Source organism: Streptomyces sp. NRRL F-525 (genome assembly GCF_000716605.1).
GTDB lineage: Bacteria > Actinomycetota > Actinomycetes > Streptomycetales > Streptomycetaceae > Streptomyces.
In genome coordinates, this window is record NZ_JNXE01000007.1 from 35,147 (window position 1) to 53,177 (window position 18,031).

Annotated in this window: 20 protein-coding genes; 14 read left to right on the forward strand and 6 right to left on the reverse strand. The window is 70.9% G+C overall.

Going from position 1 to position 18,031, the window contains the following annotated elements; genetic code table 11:
- The first annotated feature begins 158 nt into the window (after positions 1–158).
- From OO69_RS12475 to OO69_RS12485, 3 genes are all read left to right on the forward strand, one after another.
- Positions 159–1,625, forward strand: a complete 1,467-nt coding sequence (locus tag OO69_RS12475) for a WGR domain-containing protein (protein WP_033280623.1) — start codon at positions 159–161, stop codon at positions 1,623–1,625.
- A 168-nt stretch (positions 1,626–1,793) separates the two neighbouring features.
- The gene (locus OO69_RS12480; protein WP_078652399.1) at positions 1,794–2,279 is read left to right on the forward strand and encodes a cation:proton antiporter regulatory subunit; all 486 of its coding nucleotides are present in this window, start codon (positions 1,794–1,796) and stop codon (positions 2,277–2,279) included.
- Positions 2,280–2,283: 4 nt separating this feature from the next.
- Positions 2,284–3,519 (forward strand): cation:proton antiporter, encoded by a 1,236-nt coding sequence (locus OO69_RS12485; protein ID WP_033280625.1) that lies wholly within the window; start codon positions 2,284–2,286, stop codon positions 3,517–3,519.
- A 109-nt stretch (positions 3,520–3,628) separates the two neighbouring features.
- Here the strand turns inward: OO69_RS12485 and OO69_RS12490 are convergent, their stop codons facing one another.
- Complete coding sequence (locus tag OO69_RS12490) at positions 3,629–4,561, reverse strand: M56 family metallopeptidase (protein ID WP_033280626.1); 933 nt, start codon at positions 4,559–4,561, stop codon at positions 3,629–3,631.
- Positions 4,562–4,567: 6 nt separating this feature from the next.
- On the reverse strand, positions 4,568–4,957 hold the full coding sequence (locus tag OO69_RS12495) for a BlaI/MecI/CopY family transcriptional regulator (protein WP_033280627.1): 390 nt from the start codon (positions 4,955–4,957) through the stop codon (positions 4,568–4,570).
- A 193-nt stretch (positions 4,958–5,150) separates the two neighbouring features.
- Here OO69_RS12495 and OO69_RS12500 point away from each other — a divergent pair, with 193 nt between their 5' ends.
- Both OO69_RS12500 and OO69_RS12505 read left to right on the forward strand, forming a co-directional pair.
- On the forward strand, positions 5,151–5,726 hold the full coding sequence (locus tag OO69_RS12500) for a TerD family protein (protein ID WP_033280628.1): 576 nt from the start codon (positions 5,151–5,153) through the stop codon (positions 5,724–5,726).
- A 259-nt stretch (positions 5,727–5,985) separates the two neighbouring features.
- On the forward strand, positions 5,986–6,210 hold the full coding sequence (locus OO69_RS12505) for a hypothetical protein (RefSeq protein WP_033280629.1): 225 nt from the start codon (positions 5,986–5,988) through the stop codon (positions 6,208–6,210).
- Between the two features lie 78 nt (positions 6,211–6,288).
- Here the strand turns inward: OO69_RS12505 and OO69_RS12510 are convergent, their stop codons facing one another.
- Both OO69_RS12510 and OO69_RS12515 read right to left on the reverse strand, forming a co-directional pair.
- Complete coding sequence (locus tag OO69_RS12510) at positions 6,289–6,447, reverse strand: twin-arginine translocase TatA/TatE family subunit (RefSeq protein ID WP_019059608.1); 159 nt, start codon at positions 6,445–6,447, stop codon at positions 6,289–6,291.
- Between the two features lie 185 nt (positions 6,448–6,632).
- Positions 6,633–7,007, reverse strand: coding sequence for a YybH family protein (locus tag OO69_RS12515; RefSeq protein WP_106971018.1), 375 nt, complete (start codon positions 7,005–7,007; stop codon positions 6,633–6,635).
- Positions 7,008–7,251: 244 nt separating this feature from the next.
- On the opposite strand from OO69_RS12515, the gene OO69_RS12520 reads away from it, so the two are divergent.
- The 8 genes from OO69_RS12520 to OO69_RS12555 all read left to right on the forward strand — a co-directional run bounded on the left by OO69_RS12520 (position 7,252) and on the right by OO69_RS12555 (position 15,198).
- Entirely contained in the window at positions 7,252–7,872 is a 621-nt protein-coding gene (locus OO69_RS12520; protein WP_033280630.1) for a dienelactone hydrolase family protein, read from the forward strand.
- Between the two features lie 41 nt (positions 7,873–7,913).
- The gene (locus OO69_RS12525; RefSeq protein ID WP_033280631.1) at positions 7,914–8,513 is read left to right on the forward strand and encodes a YdcF family protein; all 600 of its coding nucleotides are present in this window, start codon (positions 7,914–7,916) and stop codon (positions 8,511–8,513) included.
- Positions 8,514–8,750: 237 nt separating this feature from the next.
- Positions 8,751–10,076, forward strand: a complete 1,326-nt coding sequence (locus tag OO69_RS12530) for an aminotransferase class I/II-fold pyridoxal phosphate-dependent enzyme (RefSeq protein WP_033280632.1) — start codon at positions 8,751–8,753, stop codon at positions 10,074–10,076.
- Positions 10,077–10,120: 44 nt separating this feature from the next.
- The gene (locus tag OO69_RS12535) at positions 10,121–11,014 is read left to right on the forward strand and encodes a dihydrodipicolinate synthase family protein (RefSeq protein WP_033280633.1); all 894 of its coding nucleotides are present in this window, start codon (positions 10,121–10,123) and stop codon (positions 11,012–11,014) included.
- Between the two features lie 12 nt (positions 11,015–11,026).
- Positions 11,027–12,286 (forward strand): MFS transporter, encoded by a 1,260-nt coding sequence (locus OO69_RS12540; protein WP_234444420.1) that lies wholly within the window; start codon positions 11,027–11,029, stop codon positions 12,284–12,286.
- A gap of 88 nt (positions 12,287–12,374) precedes the next feature.
- A complete protein-coding gene (locus OO69_RS12545; protein WP_033280634.1) occupies positions 12,375–13,709 on the forward strand; it encodes a cytochrome P450 in 1,335 nt (444 codons plus the stop codon).
- 123 nt (positions 13,710–13,832) lie between these two features.
- Positions 13,833–14,357: an RNA polymerase sigma factor gene (locus OO69_RS12550; protein ID WP_033280635.1), complete on the forward strand. Its 525-nt coding sequence runs from the start codon at positions 13,833–13,835 to the stop codon at positions 14,355–14,357.
- Positions 14,358–14,412: 55 nt separating this feature from the next.
- Entirely contained in the window at positions 14,413–15,198 is a 786-nt protein-coding gene (locus tag OO69_RS12555) for a hypothetical protein (protein ID WP_033280636.1), read from the forward strand.
- 38 nt (positions 15,199–15,236) lie between these two features.
- Here OO69_RS12555 and OO69_RS12560 read toward each other — a convergent pair whose 3' ends face one another.
- Both OO69_RS12560 and OO69_RS12565 read right to left on the reverse strand, forming a co-directional pair.
- Entirely contained in the window at positions 15,237–15,872 is a 636-nt protein-coding gene (locus OO69_RS12560; RefSeq protein ID WP_033280637.1) for an HAD family hydrolase, read from the reverse strand.
- An 82-nt stretch (positions 15,873–15,954) separates the two neighbouring features.
- Positions 15,955–17,160, reverse strand: coding sequence for an MFS transporter (locus OO69_RS12565; RefSeq protein ID WP_033280868.1), 1,206 nt, complete (start codon positions 17,158–17,160; stop codon positions 15,955–15,957).
- Positions 17,161–17,249: 89 nt separating this feature from the next.
- On the opposite strand from OO69_RS12565, the gene OO69_RS12570 reads away from it, so the two are divergent.
- Complete coding sequence (locus OO69_RS12570) at positions 17,250–18,014, forward strand: DeoR/GlpR family DNA-binding transcription regulator (protein WP_033280638.1); 765 nt, start codon at positions 17,250–17,252, stop codon at positions 18,012–18,014.
- The last annotated feature ends 17 nt before the right edge of the window (positions 18,015–18,031 follow it).

Consider the following 18,031-nt stretch of genomic DNA (forward strand, 5'->3'; position numbering starts at 1 on the left):
CGACCTGCTGGAGGCCACGGACCACCTGGACTCCGGCGAGGAACTGCCGGTCCCTGGAACGAGCGGCCCCCGGACGGCGATGTCAGTGGTCACCACTAGTTTGGAGTCACTGAAGATCGGCCGCACCGGCCGACCGGGCCTTTGGGGAGGGGTGTGCTGTGTCCGCTGCGCAGACACGACAGTCGGGGAACACGACGTACCTGGAGCTGTCTCAGGAGAGTGGTGGCGCCCACAAGTTCTACGAGGTGACTGTCGAGGCGACCACCGTCCACGTGCGCTACGGCCGGATCGGCGTCGACGGGCAGCACCAGACCTCCGCCTTTCCGACCGCAGAGAAGGCGCAGGCGGCAGCGGCGAAGAAGATAGCCGAGAAGGTACGCAAGGGGTACGCGCCCGCGGTCCAAGGGCAGCGCGCGGCCCGCCCCGTGACGCGCCGTCAGGTGACGTCCGCCCCGTCGACGGCGCGGGCGACCGCCCCGGTGCTGTGGCGGTTCCGCACCGGGGCCTCGGCGTTCGGCATCCACGTGGACGAGGACCGCTGCTGGGTCGGCAACCAGCACGGCAGCGTCTACAACCTGAGCCACGACGGTGAGGTGCTGGCCCACTACTCCCTGCCCGACGGCGTCAAGTGCCTGGTGGCCGACGACTTCTGGATCTACGCGGGCTGCGACGACGGCCGGGTGTACGACCTCTCCTCGAAGGTGCCGTTCGCGGCCTACGACATCGCGGCCGAGGTCGACATCTTCTGGCTGGACATCCACGCGGGCGTGCTGAACGTCTCGGACCGCAACGGCGGCCTGACGGTCATCGACCACGAGGACGAACTCCAGTGGTCCCGCAACTCGTCCGGGGACAACGCCTGGATGGTGCGGGCCGACGACCACGCCGTCTACCACGGGCACAGCCAGGGTGTGACGGCCTACGCGGCGGACGGCGCCAGACAGCTCTGGCACACCGCGACCGACGGCAACGTGCTGTTCGGCTGGCAGGAGGAGCACGCGGTCTACGCCGGGACCGGACGGCGGGTCGTCCAGCGCCTCGCGAAGTCCTCCGGGGCCATCGAGGCCTCGTACCAGTGCGATGCCGCCGTGTACTCGTGCGCCACGTCCGCCGGTGGCAGGTACGTCTTCGCGGGCGACTCGGCGTCCTCCGTCTACTGCTTCACCGCCGACGGCACCCGGCTGTGGAAGCTCGGCACGGGCGGCGGTTCGGCGCTCTCGATGCAGTACCACGACGAACGGCTGTACATCGTCTCCACGGACGGCTCGCTCGCCTGCATCGACGCGAGCGAGGCCGCGATCACCGCCGCCCAGTCGGGCACCGTCCCGGTCGCCGCGGACATCAAGCTGGCGGCCGCCATGCCGACGTACGCACCGCTGACCACCGCCGCGTCCGTCGCCACGGTGAGCGCCGTGCCCGCGGCCGGGAGCGGAGTCGTCGTGGAGTGCTTCGAGCAAGGCGGCCGCGTGCGGGTCCATGTGGTCTCCGAGGGCTATGAGCAGGGCTGGAACGTCCAGTTCCCGCGTGCGATACGCGAGCCCGGAGCGCGCTACGTGGTGGACGCGCTGCATTCCTCCTCGGCCGGCTTCTACCGGGTGCGCGGGGAGATCAGGCGCCTGGTGTGACGGGCGGGCAGTGAGGGTCGGGCCGTGCGTCGCGCTCTCGTCCGGGACAGTTGTGCGGACTCGTCCCGAATAATCGGCGCCCCCTCCTGATCACGCCGACTCCCGCGACTGACACGATCGGAGTGGGACAGCGCATCGGATTCGGACAGAGAGGACAGGGAGACACACATGGGTACTCCACGCGTGAGCAGTACGCCGTTGCCGGGGATCGGTGTCCGGTACGACCTGACGACGCGTGAGCAGCGTCGTGTCTCGGTGGTCGCGCACCGGGACGGCGAGCGCACGCTGAACGCGTACCGCACGGACGACCCGGACGCCTGCGCCCTGTCGGTGCGGCTGACCGCGGGGGAGACCACGGCGCTCATCGACGCCCTGCTGCCCTCGCACCACAGCCCGAATCTGCTGTCCACGACCGAACTCGGGCTGGTCGCGGAGCGCGTCCAGTTGTCGGCGCTCTCGTACTGGAACGGCCGCGTGCTGGGCGAGACCCGGATGCGCACCGAGACCGGCGTCTCGATCGTGGCCGTACTGCGCCGGGCCGAGGCCGTGCCGTCTCCCACGCCGGACTTCCGGCTGGCCGGCGGGGACACCCTGATCGTGATCGGCACGCGCGAGGGCGTCGAGGCGGCCGCGGCGATACTCGGGCGGGAGTGAACCGGTGCATTCCTCCGCGAGGTTCCTGATCGAGTTCGGCGCGATCATCCTGGCCCTGGGACTGCTGGGCCGGTTCGCCGCGCGCTTCCAGTTCTCCCCGATACCCCTCTATCTGCTGGCCGGACTGGCTTTCGGCGAGGGCGGGTTGCTCCCCCTGGGCACGAGCGAGGAGTTCGTCGCCATCGGCGCCGAGATCGGCGTCATCCTGCTGCTGTTGATGCTCGGCCTGGAGTACTCGGCCAGCGATCTCGTCTCCAACCTCAAGACCCAGTACAGCGCGGGACTCGTCGACGCCGCGCTCAACGCGCTCCCGGGCGCGGCCATGGCCCTTCTCCTCGGCTGGGGACCGGTCGCCGCGGTGGTGCTGGCCGGGGTCACCTGGATCTCCTCCTCCGGTGTCATCGCCAAGGTCCTCGGCGACCTGGGCCGTCTCGGCAACCGCGAGACCCCCGTCATCCTCAGCGTCCTGGTCCTGGAAGACCTCTCCATGGCCGTCTACCTGCCGATCATCACCGCCCTGCTGGCCGGCACGGGCCTCGCGGCGGGCAGCCTCACCCTGGCCGTCGCGCTAGGCGCCGCGGCACTCGTCCTGCTCGTCGCGGTCCGCTACGGCCGCCACATCTCCCGCTTCGTCTCCAGCGACGACCCGGAGAAGCTGCTGCTGGTCGTGCTGGGCCTGACCCTGCTGGTCGCAGGACTCGCCCAGCAGCTCCAAGTCTCGGCCGCTGTGGGCGCGTTCCTCGTCGGCATCGCCCTGTCCGGAGAGGCCGCGGAGGGCGCGCACAACCTGCTCTCCCCGCTGCGGGACCTGTTCGCCGCCGTGTTCTTCGTCTTCTTCGGCCTGCACACCGACCCGGCGAGCATCCCGCCGGTCCTGCTCCCCGCGCTCGCCCTCGCGGTCGTCACCGCCGGCACGAAGATCGCCACGGGGTACTGGGCGGCCCGGCGTGCCGGGATCTCGGCGAAGGGCCGCTGGCGGGCGGGCGGCACGCTGGTCGCCCGGGGCGAGTTCTCCATCGTCATCGCCGGACTCGCCGTCACCGCCGGTATCGAACCCTCCCTCGGCCCCCTGGCCACCGCGTACGTGCTGATCCTGGTCATCGTCGGCCCGCTCACCGCCCGCTACACCGAGCCCCTGGCCACCCGCCTGACCGGGCGGCGCCGCAAGCCAGCACCTACGGCTGACACGGCGGGCGAACTGGAGAGCGTGACGGAGGAGCCGCACGAGGTGGGCCAGTGATCCGGTCTCTCTGAGCGCAACAGCGCCGTGGCCGACGGGAGTTGGGTCCTGTCGGCCATGAGAGGGATGTGCCGGACTCTACGACCCGTGCCCCGTGCGGACCTGCTGCCTAGAGCGGGGTCGCCGCGTGCAGGAGCAGCAGCAGTGTCACGGCCGAGTTCGCCGAGAACGTCGCGGACAGCGCGGCACCCGCCGCCGCGCTCCAGAGCGCGAGACCCACGGCGGTGAAGAGCGGTGGCCAGGTGCGCGCCGGGGGCGGCGGGGCCAGCAGGGCGGCGACCCTGCGGGGGAGCGGGCCCGGCGCCGCGAGGGCCGCGAGCGTCGGTGCCGGCGTGCCGCGGGAGACGAGCGCCGCCTTGCCGATCGCGCGGGCGACGGCTCTACGGCTGCCGACGGACCGGGCGGCTTCCTCGTCCGCCCAGCGCTCCGTGACGTAGGAGACCGCCGAGCGCAGCGGCAGCAGGAACGGGTTGGCGCGGGCGGCCAGTTGGACGATCAGCAGGTGGCGGTGGTGCCGGGCGGTGAGGTGGGCCCGCTCGTGGGCGAACAGGGCTTGGCGTTCACGGGAGTTGAGGCAGGCGAGCAGGGCGGTGGTCACCACGATGCGGTCGCGTGGGCCGCCGGGGAGGGCGTAGGCGTACGGCGCGTCGTCGGGGAGGACCGCGACCGATGTGTCGCGCAGTCCGGCGAGTGCCGTGTGGGCCCGGCGCCGAACTCGGCGCTGGCGCAGGAGAGTTCGGCCGCAGCCCATGAGCACGGCGAGGAGGACGGGAATCGCGGCCTTGCCCACGATCTCGTCGTGGGGCACGCTCTCCCGCACCTCGGGGTCCGACCAGCCGTCCGGCAGCGGATTGCCCGGGAGCTGGGCGGTGCCGACCACCATCAGCAGGCCCAGGCAGAGCGTGCTGCACAGGGCCATGACGGCGGCCATCGCGCTCAACAGGCCTGTGGCGGTGCGGGGATGGAGGTGCTGGGTGGCCAGGTGGGCGATCGGCCAGGCCGTCAACGGCAGGACGAGTGGCAGGAAGACGAAGACGCCCACGGGACGTCAGCCCGCCGACTCGTCGCCGGCCTGGTCCAGCAGGTCGCGCAGCAACTGCTCGTCGTCCTCCGGAAGGGCGGTGATGAAGCTGGCCAGCACCGCCCGGCGGTCCTGTTCGCGATCGAGCACCTTGCGCATCTTCAGCGCGGCGAGTCCCGCCTCGTCCGCGGCCGGCGACCAGGCGAACGAGCGGCCCTCCCGTACGCGGGTCACGGCCTGCTTCTCCAGGAGCCGGCTGAGCACGGTCATCACGGTCGTGTACGCGAGTTCGGCGTCCAGGCGCTCCTGCACCCAGGCCGCGGTCACCGGTGCGTCGGCCGTGCGCAGGACGGTGAGCACCTGTGTCTCCAACTCGCCCTGCGCCCGCCGCTGAGGGCGCGGATCCGGTCTCGCCACGCTCCGTCTCCCTCCTGTTTGCCACTGCGCCGCCGCGGGGTCGCGATCGTCCCATCGTATCGACGGGGCACTGCCCGGCCGTACCGTCCGCTGCTGTCTCGTCCCGTCCCCTCGATCATTTCTACAGTGTTGTAGATTTTGGTTGGGTCCGTGCCGCGGACCCGAACCGTCGGTACGCGTGGAGGAATGAGTCATGGGTGTTTCCCTGTCCAAGGGTGGCAACGTTTCGCTGAGCAAGGAGGCACCGGGGCTTACGGCGGTGCTGGTCGGCCTGGGCTGGGACGTGCGCACCACGACCGGCACCGACTTCGACCTGGACGCCTCGGCGCTGCTGCTCAACGCCTCGGGCAAGGTCCTCTCCGACCAGCACTTCGTCTTCTACAACAACCTCAAGAGCCCCGAGGGTTCGGTGGAGCACACCGGCGACAACACCACCGGTGAGGGCGAGGGCGACGACGAGTCCATCAAGGTGGACCTCGCCGCCGTACCGGCCGAGGTCGACAAGATCGTCTTCCCGGTCTCGATCCACGACGGCGAGAACCGCCAGCAGTCCTTCGGCCAGGTCCGCAACGCGTTCATCCGCGTCGTCAACCAGGCCGGCGGCGCCGAACTCGCCCGCTACGACCTGTCCGAGGACGCGTCGACCGAGACCGCGATGGTCTTCGGCGAGCTGTACCGCAACGGTGCGGAGTGGAAGTTCCGCGCGGTCGGCCAGGGTTACGCGTCCGGACTGGCGGGGATCGCCGCCGACTTCGGCGTGGGTGTCTGAGAACCGGTAGCGGGAGAGACCGCGTGGGTCGGTCGGCCTGGACAAGGTGCGGCGGACCGGCCTGAGCAAGTCGGCCGGCGGCGACCTGAGTTCGGTGCCGCAGTGCGGAACGCCCTTCTGGCGCCGCCCATTTGTGGCAGCGCTGCCGAACTGCGGCTCCCGTCACGGGAGTTGGCGAACGGTACGCGGCAGCCGATGAGCCGGGTCGCGCCCGGGGACCTGCTCATCGACTGCCGCGGTCGCTCACTACACTCCCTCAATGAACAACTTGCGGTGCACTCAATGCGGTGCGGTGGGGTTGGAGCCGGGCTTCGCCGAGGACTCCGGACAGGGCTCCCGCGGGTTCGTCCGGTGGATCGCGGGCCCCCTTGAGCGAGGTCCACTCGGCAACGCCAAGAAGATGGGCCGACCGCGCTGGCAGATCGACGCCTTCCGCTGCCCCAACTGCGCACACCTCGAACTGTTCGCCGCCCGGCCGGACTAGGCGGGCGGTGGGCGAGCGAGATCACCAGCAGCCAACCAGCAGGCCGACGCGGTCCGTCCTCAGTCGTGCCCCACGCCGTCAGGGGCGCCGGGAGTCGTCCTCCTTGAGCGCCCTGGCCTCGCTCTTGAAGATCCGGGTCGCCTTGCCCGCCGAACGCGTCAGCTCCGGCAGCTTCTTGATCCCGAGGACGACCACGACGACGAGAAGGATCACGGCCAGTTCGCTCAAGCCGAACATCAGGTCTGCTTTCTCCCGGGGAGCAAGGCCGCTACGGCGTACCGGCCACACGCTTCAATCTACAGTGTTGTAGAAGTCTCTCCCGAGGTGCGATCGCTCAACAACCCCGCCTGATCGTCCGGTTGGCGGGGCCGAGAGCCGGCACGGCCGACCCGGTGCGCGCTCACGGTGAGCGGATCCGCAGATCAGGGGCTCAAGTGCTCGTGCCGCATCCTCCACCCGCCCTCCCGCTTCACGAGCACGTTCGTGCCGCGTCCCTGTCCTGACCGAGGCCGGCCGTCGACCACCCCCGTCCAGGAGAAGCGATACCGGCACACGGCGTGGTCGGCGGCCAGGACGACCCACTCAAGATCCCGGATTTCGTACACCTCGTCCTGGATGGCCGCGAAGGTCCGCTCGATCGCTCCCGTGATCTCGCCCAGGCCCCGATGGGAACCGTCGGAGAACCAATAGACGGCGTCCGCGTCGATCAACGGCGTTACACGGTCGATGTCGTGGGTGTTGGTGGCCTGCTCATAGCGCGTCATGAACGCGGTGAGTTCGGCAGTGGGATCTGACATGGGGACGGCCCTTTCCAGTGTCGAAGCCATGAACAGTCAAAGCCACGAACGAGCTTGGCGGGCTTGGATTTCCCCGTGCTTTGATGGCGGTGTGAGTCAGCAGGTGGTCTGGCAGGTGGTCTGGTCCGAGTGTCGCCCGGGCTCTGATCACTCCACACGGCGCTCGTTCGTGATCAAGCGACCACTCTCGACGATTCCTGGCACCGTGTGGACGCCGAACGGCCGGTCAGGGGCAGTCCCTTTGGTGCTGCTGGGGCACGGCGGCAGCGGGCACCGGCACAGCGACCGGGTCTTGTCGATGGCCGACCGGATCACCTCGTCCGGCTGTGCGGCCGTGGCGATCGATGGGCCGTTCCACGGTGAGCGGGTGGCATCGGCTCTCACGACGGTGGAGTACCAGAGCCGGATGGCCGCCGAGGGGGTCGGTCGGGTGCTGGATCGCATGGCTGACGACTGGGTCGCCGCTCGTGACCTCCTGGTGGACGCCGGGACGGCCGACCCGACACGTCAGGCGTACTTCGGGCTGTCCATGGGCACGCGCTTCGGTCTCGCCGCGGTACGCGCCCTCGGGCCGGGGCTGAGGTGCGCGGTGTTCGGAAAGTTCGGCACGCGGTCAACTCCCGGAATCAATCCCGGACTTCACGCCCCGCACCGCGTCCTGAACGACGCCTCCGCCATCACCGCACCGGTCCTCTTCCACCTCCAGTGGGACGACGAGATCTTCCCGCGCCCGGGCCAACTCCAGTTGTTCGACGCCTTCGTGAGCTCCGGCAAAGAACTCCTCGGCTTCGCGGGAGGTCACCGGGACACCCCGGAACACGCCGCTGCCGTGTGGCACGGTTTCATCAACCGCCATATCGCGTAAGCCGACCGCTGCGCACTCCTGACGTGTCCTACAGTCCCCACATGCGGCGAAGGACGGGACTGGCGATGGCCGGGGCGGCGGCCCTGGCCTGGGGTGAGTGGTTGAACTGGCGCTGGTCCCGGGTTCTGGTGGGGAACGGCGAGGGTGCTTCGGAGGCCGTGGTGGTCTTGGGGTACCGGAATCCCCAAGCGACGGCGAACGTGATCAACCGATGGCGGGTCCGTGCCGGCATCCGTTCCATCGCCGATGACGGTGAGCGGCGGACGCGTGTGATCTTCAGCGGTGGTGCGCCCGGCCGGGGCACGGCGGAGGCCCAACTGATGGCCGACTATGCGAAGTTGGTGCTTGAGTTCGACGGCACGGTGCTCCTGGAGGACCAGAGCGCGACGACGTGGGAGAACATCACGAACGTGATCCCCCTGCTTGAAGACGTGGACCGCATCAAGATCGTCTCCCAGCCGGCTCAGGCGCTCAAGGCCCGCGCGTACTTGCGGCGGCAGCGCCCCGATCTGGCGGAGAGGTTGGTGCGCGCGGACGACTACCGGCCCGGCGAGTGGGTGGTCGTGAAGCCGTTGCTTGCTCTGTACGGACTGTGGACACTCCGTGGCCTCAAGGCCGACGAACGGAAAGTCTCGCTGTAGACAACTGCCCTGTTCCGTAAGGGTGTTCGCCCACCCGCAGGCCTTTGCTTGACGGCGCCGATCGCCATTCCGGACGGACGCGCACAGCGACCGACGCGGCTCTCACCCACCCACATATCCCTCCCATTCACCCCGAACCCGCGACCCATGAACCCCCGATCCCGCCATGCCGTATCTTTGGCCTAGGACAAACTTTGGCATAGGACGAAACCCCCATGTACGGGCGGAGCTGATCACGTGGGCATCAAGGGCACCACCGCGGCCGAGATCGCGGGCAGCGTCCGGGACCAGGTCGCGTCGGGCGAGTTGGCACCGCGGGCGAGTCTGCCCCCGGTGCGCGTGCTCGCGGCCGAGCTGGGGGTCAACCGGAACACGGTCGCCCTCGCGTACCGGCGGCTGGTCGAGGCGGGCGTGGCCGAGACGCGGGGCCGTGGCGGCACGGTGGTCGCGGCGGTGCCGCAGCTCGCGCGGGAGGGTGTGGGTGCCGGTGTCGGGGGTGACTGCGTCGATCTGGCCAGTGGCAATCCCGACCCGGTGCTGTTGCCCGACCTGCTCGGCGCCGCCCGGCGCGGGGACTACAGCCCGCCGCTGTACGGTGCGCCCGCCGTCGACCCGGGGCTGGACGCCTGGGCCCGCGCCGACTTCGCCGAGGACATCGACCAGCCGTTCCGCACGCTGGTGACGCACGGAGCGGTGGACGCCACCGAGCGGCTGCTGAACGCTCACCTCACGCGCGGTGACCTGGTCGCGATCGAGGACCCCTGCTTCCTGGCGAGCATCGGAACCCTGCGGCTGAGCGGTTACCGCTCCGCGCCCGTCGCGGTCGACGGCGCCGGTATGCGCCCGGACGCGCTGCGGGCCGCCCTGGAGGCCGGTGCCCGCGCGGTCGTCTGCACGCCCCGCGCCCACAACCCGACCGGCGCGAGCCTCACCGAGGAACGGGCGGCCGACCTGCGGGCGATCCTCGCCGAACACCCCCAGGTTCTGGTGATCGAGGACGACCACTTCTCGGCGGTCTCCGCGCGGCCGTACCACCGGGTCACCCCACCGGGCAGTACGCGCTGGGCGCTGGTGCGGTCCGTGTCCAAGTTCCTCGGACCGGATCTGCGCCTCGCCCTCGTCGCCGCCGACGCCGAGACGACCGCGCGCCTGGAGGCACGGTTGAGCGCGGGCACCACCTGGGTCAGCCGCCTGCTGCAACACGCCGCCCGTGAACTCCTGTTGGATCCCCGGGTCCACGAACTCCACGAACGGGCGCGGGAGTTCTACGCCGGGCGCAGTGGTCTGCTCGTCGAGCGGCTGCGTGCTCAGGGCGTCGAAGTCCTGTACCGGCCCGACGGGTTGAACGTGTGGGTCGAACTCGACATCGACGCACGCGTCGTGGTCGCAGCCCTCGCGCAGCGGGGCTGGGCGGTACGCCCGGGTCACCTCTTCGCGCCGGATCCGGCCGCCCACCACGGCGCGATCCGGGTCACCTCCTCGACCATCACCGAGCCGCAGGCCGAGGAGTTCGCCGCCGAACTCGCCGCGGTCCTCGCGGAGTTGCGCTCCACGCCCAACTGACCGAACCCGATCACCCGCCCATCCACTCGACTCAAGGAGCCACCATGTTCCGCGGCCTGAGCGCCTTCCCCCTCACCCCCACCAACGAGCAGGGCATCGACGAACCCGCGTACACGACACTCGTCGCCCGCCTCGCCGCCGCCGGTGTGGACTCCATCGGCGCGCTCGGCTCCACCGGCAACTACGCCTATCTCACCCGCGAACAGCGCGCCCACGCCGCGAAGACCGCGGTCGAGGCCGCCGACGGGACGCCCGTCATCGTCGGGATCGGCGCGCTGCGCACCTCGCACGTGTTGGAGCTGGCCGAGGACGCCCAGAAGGCGGGCGCCTCCGGAGTGCTGCTCGCCCCGATGACGTATCAAGTCCTCACCGAGGACGAGGTGTTCGGCCTGTACGAGGACGTCACGCGCGAACTGTCCGTGCCGCTGTGCGTCTACGACAACCCGGGCACCACACACGTCCACTTCACCGACGAACTGCACGGCCGTATCGCGCAGTTGCCGAACGTCGGCTCGATCAAGATCCCCGGTGTGCCCGAGGACCCGCGCGAGGCCGAGCTGCGTGTCGCCGCGTTGCGTGCGCTGATTCCCGACACCGTCACGATCGGGGTGAGCGGGGACTGGACGGCCGCACGCGGCCTCAACTCCGGTTGCGACGCCTGGTATTCGGTCCTCGGCGGCACCTTCCCGGAGACCGCCCTCGCGATCACCCGCGCCGCCCAGGCCGGCCACGCGGACCAGGCGGTCGAACTGTCCGAGCGGCTCGAACCGCTGTGGGCCCTGTTCCGCCGCCACGGCAGCCTGCGCGTCATCTCCGCCGCCGCCTCCCACCTCGGCCTGACGGACGAACCGAACCTGCCGCGCCCCCTGCGAGGACTGGACGAGACCGCCCGCCAGGAGGTCGCCGCCACGCTGGACACCCTCGGCCTCACCTCCTGAGCACGAACCACCATGCGACAGCAGCACACAGCAAGTACGCCCAGGGCGAGGGGAGTTGACCCCTCGCCCGGAAGAGCAGGTGGCAACGGCCTGGCGCGCTACGTCGTCGCCGCGGCCCTCGCCCGCACCGCCGACGGCGGGGCCGTAGTAGCCGTCGTCCTGCTCGTCACCTCGTCCGGTGGCTCCGGGACGCTCGCCGGAGTCCTCGGCGCCTGCATCACCGCCCCGCACCTGCTCGGCCCCTTCGTAGCACGGCCGTTGGACCTCGCCCGGGACGGCCGGAAGGTCATCGCGGCGGCCTGCCTGCTGTACGCCACCGCGCTGGCCGCGGGAGTACTGACCTACGGGCACGCGCCTGCCGTACTCACCGGGTTGCTCCTGGCCGCGGCCGGCACCTGCGGGCCGTTGCTGACCGGCGGTATCAGCAGCCGGCTGCCCGCCATCGTCGGGCCGCGGCCACCCCTGCGCACACAGCGGCGGGCCCAGGGCTGGGACGTGGCGACCTACGGCATCGGCGGCACGGTCGGCCCGTCGCTGGTGGCCGCGCTGTCGGGGTGGGTGTCGCCGACCGCGGCGGCGCTCGCCCTCGCGCTGGGGGCGGCCACGGCGGCCGGGGGAGTGCTGCTCCTGCCGTTCACCGCGCCGTCCCACGGCGGCGACAGGTCGGCGATCCTCAGGCCGGGTGCGACCCTCGCGCTGATGGCCCGCTCCGGCCCGCTGCGGCGCACCGTCTACCTGACGATGGCCGTCGCCCTGAGTGTGGCCGCCCTGCCGATCACCGCGGTCCACCTGACGAAACTCCTCGACGTCGCACCGGCCACCGCGGCCGTACTGACCGCCGCGTACGGCCTCGGCAACCTCACCGGGTCCATAGCCGTCATGGTCTTCCCGCTCACCGGCGACCCGGAGCGGCTGATGCGCCGCCTCGCCCTGGGCGTCGTCGCCGGCCTCCTCACCGTCACCGCGAGCCCCGCCTTCACGGTGACCGTCTCGGCGTACGCCCTCACCGGGATCCTCAACTCCTTCTTCTTCGCCTCCACGCTCGCGGCCCGCACGGAGTACGCGCCGAGCGGAGCGCGCGGCCAGGTCTTCATCTGGGTCGCGGCCCTGAAGATCACGTCCGGTTCAGCCGGAACGGCGTTGGCCGGTTCCCTGACGGGAGTGGCCGTCCAACTGCCGCTCGTCGTCGGCCTTTTGGCCGTCTCCGCGGCTGTCGTCGCCGCGACCGTCGAGACGCGTTTCGGGGGAGCCGACGAGAAACGCCGCCCGTGACGGTGCGGGTGACAGGCGAATCGAACCGACACAGCCTGTTTCCGGGACGGCAACTCCGCCATGTCCGTACATGATCTAGCCTGGCGCGATGCGCACCACTACTTCGTTGCTGCCGGCCTTTCGACCGCAGGTCCAAGAGCGCCTCTACGACTTCTACGAGGAGCTGCGGAACGCCGACGAACTCTTCTGGGACCGTAACCTCAGCGCCTGGATCGCGGTGGGGCACGGAGTGGTCAGCAGCGCGACGGGCAACCCGGCGCTGTCGTCGGTGCGTTATCCCGACATCGAGGCCGTGTCCGAGGAACTGCGGCCGCTGGCCCGGGTGTTGAGCCGTCAGATGCTCTACAACGACGCCCCGGACCACTCCCGGCTGCGGGGCCTGATCAGCAAAGCCTTCTCCCCGCGGGCAGTTGAGACACTCCGCGCCAGGATCAGTGAGGCCGTCGACCGGATCATCGACGAGGCGGCGCCGACCGGGCGGATGGACATCGTCGCGGACCTCGCCCGCCCTCTGCCGATGACCATCATCTGCGACCTCCTCGACGTACCGCAGGAGGACCGCCCCGCCCTCACGGCCTGGTCCGAACCGGTCGCCGAGGCCATCGGCAACTCCCGCCTCGACGCAGACCGCAACCGCGAGGCCTCGCAGAGCATGGCGGACATGCTCGCCTACTTCCGCGAGCTCCTCACCAGCCCGGACACCCCGCCGGCCCCGGACAGCCTGCGCGCCCTGGTGACCGCACAGGCCGAGAACACCGGCCAGGACGCCGACGAACTCCTCGCCAACTGCGCCCTGTTGCTCATCGCCGGGCACGAGACCACCACCCACTTCATCGGCAACGCCACCCTCGCCCTCCTCCACCACCCGGATGCGGCAGACCAACTCCGCAAGCGGCCGGACCTGTTGCCCGCCGCGGTCGAGGAACTCCTGCGCTACGACGCCCCCGTCCAGCTCATGCTGCGCCGCGCCCGGCACGACCTGGACCTCGCGGGCCGTGCCATCGCCGAAGGACAGACGGTGCTGTTGGTGTGCGGCGCGGCCAACCGGGATCCTGCCGTGTTCCCCGATCCCCACGTGCTGGATTTCGAACGGCCCGGCGGCGGACGGCACATGGCGTTCGGACACGGCCCGCACTTCTGCCTCGGCGCGGCACTGGCCCGGCTGGAGGGCACCATCGTCCTGGAAGCCCTCCTCACCCGCCTCCCCGACCTGCGCCTCGACACCGCCGAGCCCCCGAAGTGGCAGCGCAGCCTCAACTTCCGTGGCCTGACCCGCCTGGACGTCGCCTTCACCCCGCCGACGGACGAGGCCGGCGGTACGCGTGCCGCGTCGGCCGACGGTTCCCCGAGCGCCCTCGACCCCACGACGCACGCCGCTGAGTGCCCCTTCCGCCTGGAGCCCGGAGACGCCCCGGGCGTGTGACCCGGCCGGACATCGTGCTGCCGTCGACCCGACGTCGCCCCTTCCCAACGCGGTTTTCCCGAAAGCCTGTTGCACCCGTAAGGGCGCCGGACACGTAGGGGCAGACGCCAGGGAAGGAAGCACATGCCCATTGCCACCGAAGCCCAGTTCACCGAGGTGTACCGGGCGCACTACGAGGACGTGCTGCGGTTCGTCCGCCGCCGCGCGCATCCGATGAACGTCGACGACGTCGTCGGTGAGACGTTCCTCGCCGCGTGGCGCCGACGGCGCGAACTGCCCGAGGACGCGCGGCCGTGGCTGTTCGGCACCGCCCGCAATCTGATGCTGAACGCGAACCGCGGTATGCGCCGGCAGTCCGCGCTCGTCGTGCACATCGGCCGCACCGCCACCGCCGACGCCCACGACCCGACGGACGGCGTGGACAGCAGGCTGGAGCTGGTCGAGGCCTGGCAGGCGCTCGCCGCGGCCGATCAGGAAGTCCTCGCGCTGCACGTCTGGGAGGACCTCACGGCGAAGGAGGCGGCGCGGGTACTGGGCTGCACGCGGGCCTCCTACTCGATGCGCCTGACCCGTGCGAAGCGGCGCCTGGCCGGCCAACTGGGCCACGCCGGCGCCGAGTCGGCGGCGCTCTCCCTCTCCACGCGCTGACCTCATGCGCATCTCACGCACGTTCCCCGCACTGAACAGGAAGCCAGGAATTCCCATGACCAATGACCTGCTCGCCCGCCTCGCCGACCTCGACGCCGCACCGCGCCGCACGCCGTCCGCCCAGGAGACGGACCGTGAGGAGACGCTGCTGCGGACCATCCTCGACGACGACGAGCGCCCCGGCCGTACGGTCGGCGCCACCTTCCGCCGCCCGCTGGTACGGCGGCTCTCCTTCACGGCGGCCGGTGCGTTCGCAGCCGGACTCGCGCTGGTCGCGGTGAACGGCGGTGTGCCCGGCATGGGCGGTTCGGGCCCGCTGTCCTCCTCGGAACTGGCCAGCTGGACCGGCGCCCCCAAGGCGATGGACGTCGCCACCGCGCGTGCCTCCGACGCCGGTAAGTGGTGCCTGGACGCGACGGACCTGAACGGCACCGGCACCGACCCGGTGATCAGCAACGCGGACCTGCGCGGGAAGATCGCCTCGATGGTCGTCACGCGCGGCGACGTCTCGGCCTACTGCCTGGCCGGTTCGGACGGTGGCGCGTCGATGGGAATCTCCCCGGTGCGCCAGCAGCCCGACGGACACATCAAGGTGGACACGCTGGGCTCCCGGGGCAGCGGTGACGAGGAGCTCAACTACGTGGTGGGCTGGGCGGGTTCGGACGTCGAGGGCATCACCGTACGGGACCACGGGCACACGATCGAGGCCACGATCCAGGACGGCCGCTTCACCGCCTGGTGGCCCGACGGCGACCCCGACGGTGCCATCACCGGCACTCTCACCCTGCACCTGGCCGACGGCTCGACGCGCACGGTGAAGGGCGACACCCTGCTCGGCTGACCGGACCGGGCGAGCCGCCGCGCGGCGCACGTGGACCGTCAGACCTGGTCGGGTCCGACGGTCCGTCTCAACCAGGTGTCGATGACCGCCGCCGACTCGTCGTGACCGGTGAAGACGTGTCCGTTCATGCCCATGGCCCGCGCGGCGCGTACGTTCTCCGCGCGGTCGTCGACGAAGAGGAAGTCGCCCGGGGCGGCCCGCAGGGCCTCGACGCAGTGCTGGAAGGCGGCCGGGTCCGGCTTCGCCGCCCTGATCTTTCCGGAGAGGGCGACGTGGTCCAGACGCCGCAGCCAGGGCTGCGCGGCGAGGAAGGCGTCCGCGTGGTCCGAGGGGATGTTGGACAGCAGGGCGACCTCGGCGACATCGCGGAGGGACAGGACGTACGCGACCATTCGTTCGTCGACGCGCGACCAGCTGTCGATGTCGGTGAGGCGCAGCTCCTCGATCGTGTCGGGGTCGGCGGACCGGGAGAGTCGTCGCAGTACGGCGGTCCAGTACTCGGACGCGGACTGCCGGCCGGCGTCGTAGGGCGGGCGGCAGTCCCAGTAGGCCGTGGTGAAGGCGTCGGTGGGTGTGTGGCAGCGGGCGGCCATCTTGCCCAGGGCGCCAGGGAGTTGGTGGCGGGCGATGACCCCGAAGAGGTCGAACAGCACGATGCTGCGGGCGGTCGGCATGGTGGGAGTTCCTCCGGGTTCTGGTGGCCGGGGCGGGAGGAGAAGCCTGTGCGGCACGGAGTGAGCCGTGCCGCACAGGCGGTCAGCGGGTGCCGTGTGCCAGTTCGGGCGTGCGGTCGGATCCGGTGCGCAGGATCCCGGCGGCCACGGCGGTGACCGCCGCGCACAGCAGGATCAGCAGGACGAAGGCGTGGTTCAGGGCGACGAGGTGGGTCAGCCAACCGATGGCGGCGGGGCCGGCGAGCATGCCGACGTAGCCGAGCCCGGCGACGCGGGAGACGTTGGCCCCCGCGGCGGAGGGATCGGCGTGCCCGGCCGCGCTGAACAACTGCGGGACACAGCCGGACAGCCCCAGACCGAACAGCGCCCACCCCGCGAACGCGGTCCATATCCAGGGGGAGACGGTCACGATCGTGATGCCGACCGCGGCCGTCGTCGCGCCGTAGCGCAGGATCGCCATGGACCCGAACCGGGTGACGAGGCGGTCGGCGAGCAGGCGGCCGATGGTCATGGTCGCTGCGAAGGTGCCGTAGGCGAAGGCGGCGACGCTCGCGGGTGCGCCGAGGACGTCCTTCAGGTGCAGTGCGCTCCAGTCGTTGGCGGCTCCCTCGCACAGCATGACCATCAGGGCGAGAGCGGCGAGGATCCAGATGCGCCTGCGGGTGCCGCGGCGGTCGGCGGACGGTGCGTGCTCGATCTCCACCGAAGGGTCGGCGTCGGCAGTGGTGGGGGTGGCCGGCAGCAGGGCGCGGGCCGACACCAGGGCGATCACGATGCCCAGGACTCCCATGGCGGCCATGCCCGCGGCCGGGCTCAGGCCCGCGCTCGCCGTAGCCGCCCCGACCAGCGCGGCGAGGACGCCGCCGACCGAGAACGTGGCGTGGAAGGCCGACATGACGGGACGGCCGTAGGCCTTCTCGACGTGGACGGCGTGGGCGTTCATGCTCACGTCCAGGCAGCCGTTGCAGAAACCGAAGACCAGCAGGGCACCGCCCAGTGTCCACGGGTCCCGGGGGAGACCGGGCAGCACCAGGGTCGCGCTGCACAGCACGGCGGTGGCGGGGACGACGACGCGCGCCCCGAGCCGGTCGGTCAGGCGCCCGGCCACCTGCATGCCGATGAAGGCGCCGAGGCCCAGCAGCACCAGCAGCCCGCCGAGCGTCGCGTGCGTGATGCCCACGCGCTCCTCGACGGCCGGGATGTTCACCACCCAGGTGCCCATCAGGGTGCCGCACAGGCTGAAGTAGACAAAGGTCGCTATGCGGGCGCCTCGGAGCGAATCATTCATGCCGACCACGGTAACGAACATTCATGGCGATTGAATACTGTCATTTCGCACACATTGAATGTTTGTTTTGGTTGGTGTTCAATCGCGGTATGAGCAGCAACGCAGACCGGCACGGGACGATCGCGCAGGCCGTCAGGGAGTCGGGCAGGGTCACGGTCCAGGAACTCGTCGAACTGACCGGCGCCTCCGAGATGACGATCCGGCGCGACCTCGACGCGCTGTCGGCGCAAGGCGTCCTGGAGCGTGTCCGCGGTGGCGCGCGCACCCTGCTGCTCAGGGGTGAGGAGCCGCCCTTCGGGCTGCGTGCCCACGAGTCCGTCGACGCCAAGCGCCGCATCGCCGCCGAGGTGTCCTCGCTCATCGCCGACGGCGAGACCGTCCTCCTCGACAGCGGCACCACCTGCCTGGAGGTCGCCCACCTGCTGCGCCGACGGCCGGTCACGGTGATGCCCCTGTCCCTGCAGGCCATCCACGTGTTCGGCGAGACCCCGGGCCCGGCCACGCTGATGGTGCCCGGCGGCCAGCCCCGGGCCGCCGAGGGAGCCCTCACCGGACCCCTCACCCTCGCGTCCCTCGCGGCACTGCGCTTCGACACGGCCGTCATGGGCTGCTGCGGTCTCAGCGCGGCTCAGGGCCTGACCGCCTACGACCTCGACGACGCGGCCGTGAAGAAGGCGGGCATCGCCGCCGCGCGCCGCATCATCGTCGCCGCCGACGGCAGCAAACTCGGCCACACCGCCTACGCCTACGTCGGCCCCTCCACCCTCCTGCACACCCTCGTCACCGACACCGCGGCACCCGCCGACGAGGTCACCGCGCTCGAGGACACCGGCACCGTCGTCAAGGCCGTCTGACCGAGCGGCAGGGCGTG

Excerpts from the sequence above, each read along its gene's own strand:
- OO69_RS12535 (WP_033280633.1), top strand. The coding sequence starts at position 10,121 with ATGTTCCGCGGCCTGAGCGCCTTCCCCCTCACCCCCACCAACGAGCAG.
- OO69_RS12560 (WP_033280637.1), bottom strand. The coding sequence starts at position 15,872 with ATGCCGACCGCCCGCAGCATCGTGCTGTTCGACCTCTTCGGGGTCATC.
- OO69_RS12555 (WP_033280636.1), top strand. The coding sequence starts at position 14,413 with ATGACCAATGACCTGCTCGCCCGCCTCGCCGACCTCGACGCCGCACCG.
- OO69_RS12525 (WP_033280631.1), top strand. The coding sequence starts at position 7,914 with ATGCGGCGAAGGACGGGACTGGCGATGGCCGGGGCGGCGGCCCTGGCC.
- OO69_RS12565 (WP_033280868.1), bottom strand. The coding sequence starts at position 17,160 with ATGAATGATTCGCTCCGAGGCGCCCGCATAGCGACCTTTGTCTACTTC.
- OO69_RS12505 (WP_033280629.1), top strand. The coding sequence starts at position 5,986 with ATGAACAACTTGCGGTGCACTCAATGCGGTGCGGTGGGGTTGGAGCCG.
- OO69_RS12540 (WP_234444420.1), top strand. The coding sequence starts at position 11,027 with ATGCGACAGCAGCACACAGCAAGTACGCCCAGGGCGAGGGGAGTTGAC.
- OO69_RS12550 (WP_033280635.1), top strand. The coding sequence starts at position 13,833 with ATGCCCATTGCCACCGAAGCCCAGTTCACCGAGGTGTACCGGGCGCAC.
- OO69_RS12545 (WP_033280634.1), top strand. The coding sequence starts at position 12,375 with ATGCGCACCACTACTTCGTTGCTGCCGGCCTTTCGACCGCAGGTCCAA.
- OO69_RS12500 (WP_033280628.1), top strand. The coding sequence starts at position 5,151 with ATGGGTGTTTCCCTGTCCAAGGGTGGCAACGTTTCGCTGAGCAAGGAG.
- OO69_RS12480 (WP_078652399.1), top strand. The coding sequence starts at position 1,794 with ATGGGTACTCCACGCGTGAGCAGTACGCCGTTGCCGGGGATCGGTGTC.
- OO69_RS12515 (WP_106971018.1), bottom strand. The coding sequence starts at position 7,007 with ATGTCAGATCCCACTGCCGAACTCACCGCGTTCATGACGCGCTATGAG.
- OO69_RS12570 (WP_033280638.1), top strand. The coding sequence starts at position 17,250 with ATGAGCAGCAACGCAGACCGGCACGGGACGATCGCGCAGGCCGTCAGG.
- OO69_RS12510 (WP_019059608.1), bottom strand. The coding sequence starts at position 6,447 with ATGTTCGGCTTGAGCGAACTGGCCGTGATCCTTCTCGTCGTCGTGGTC.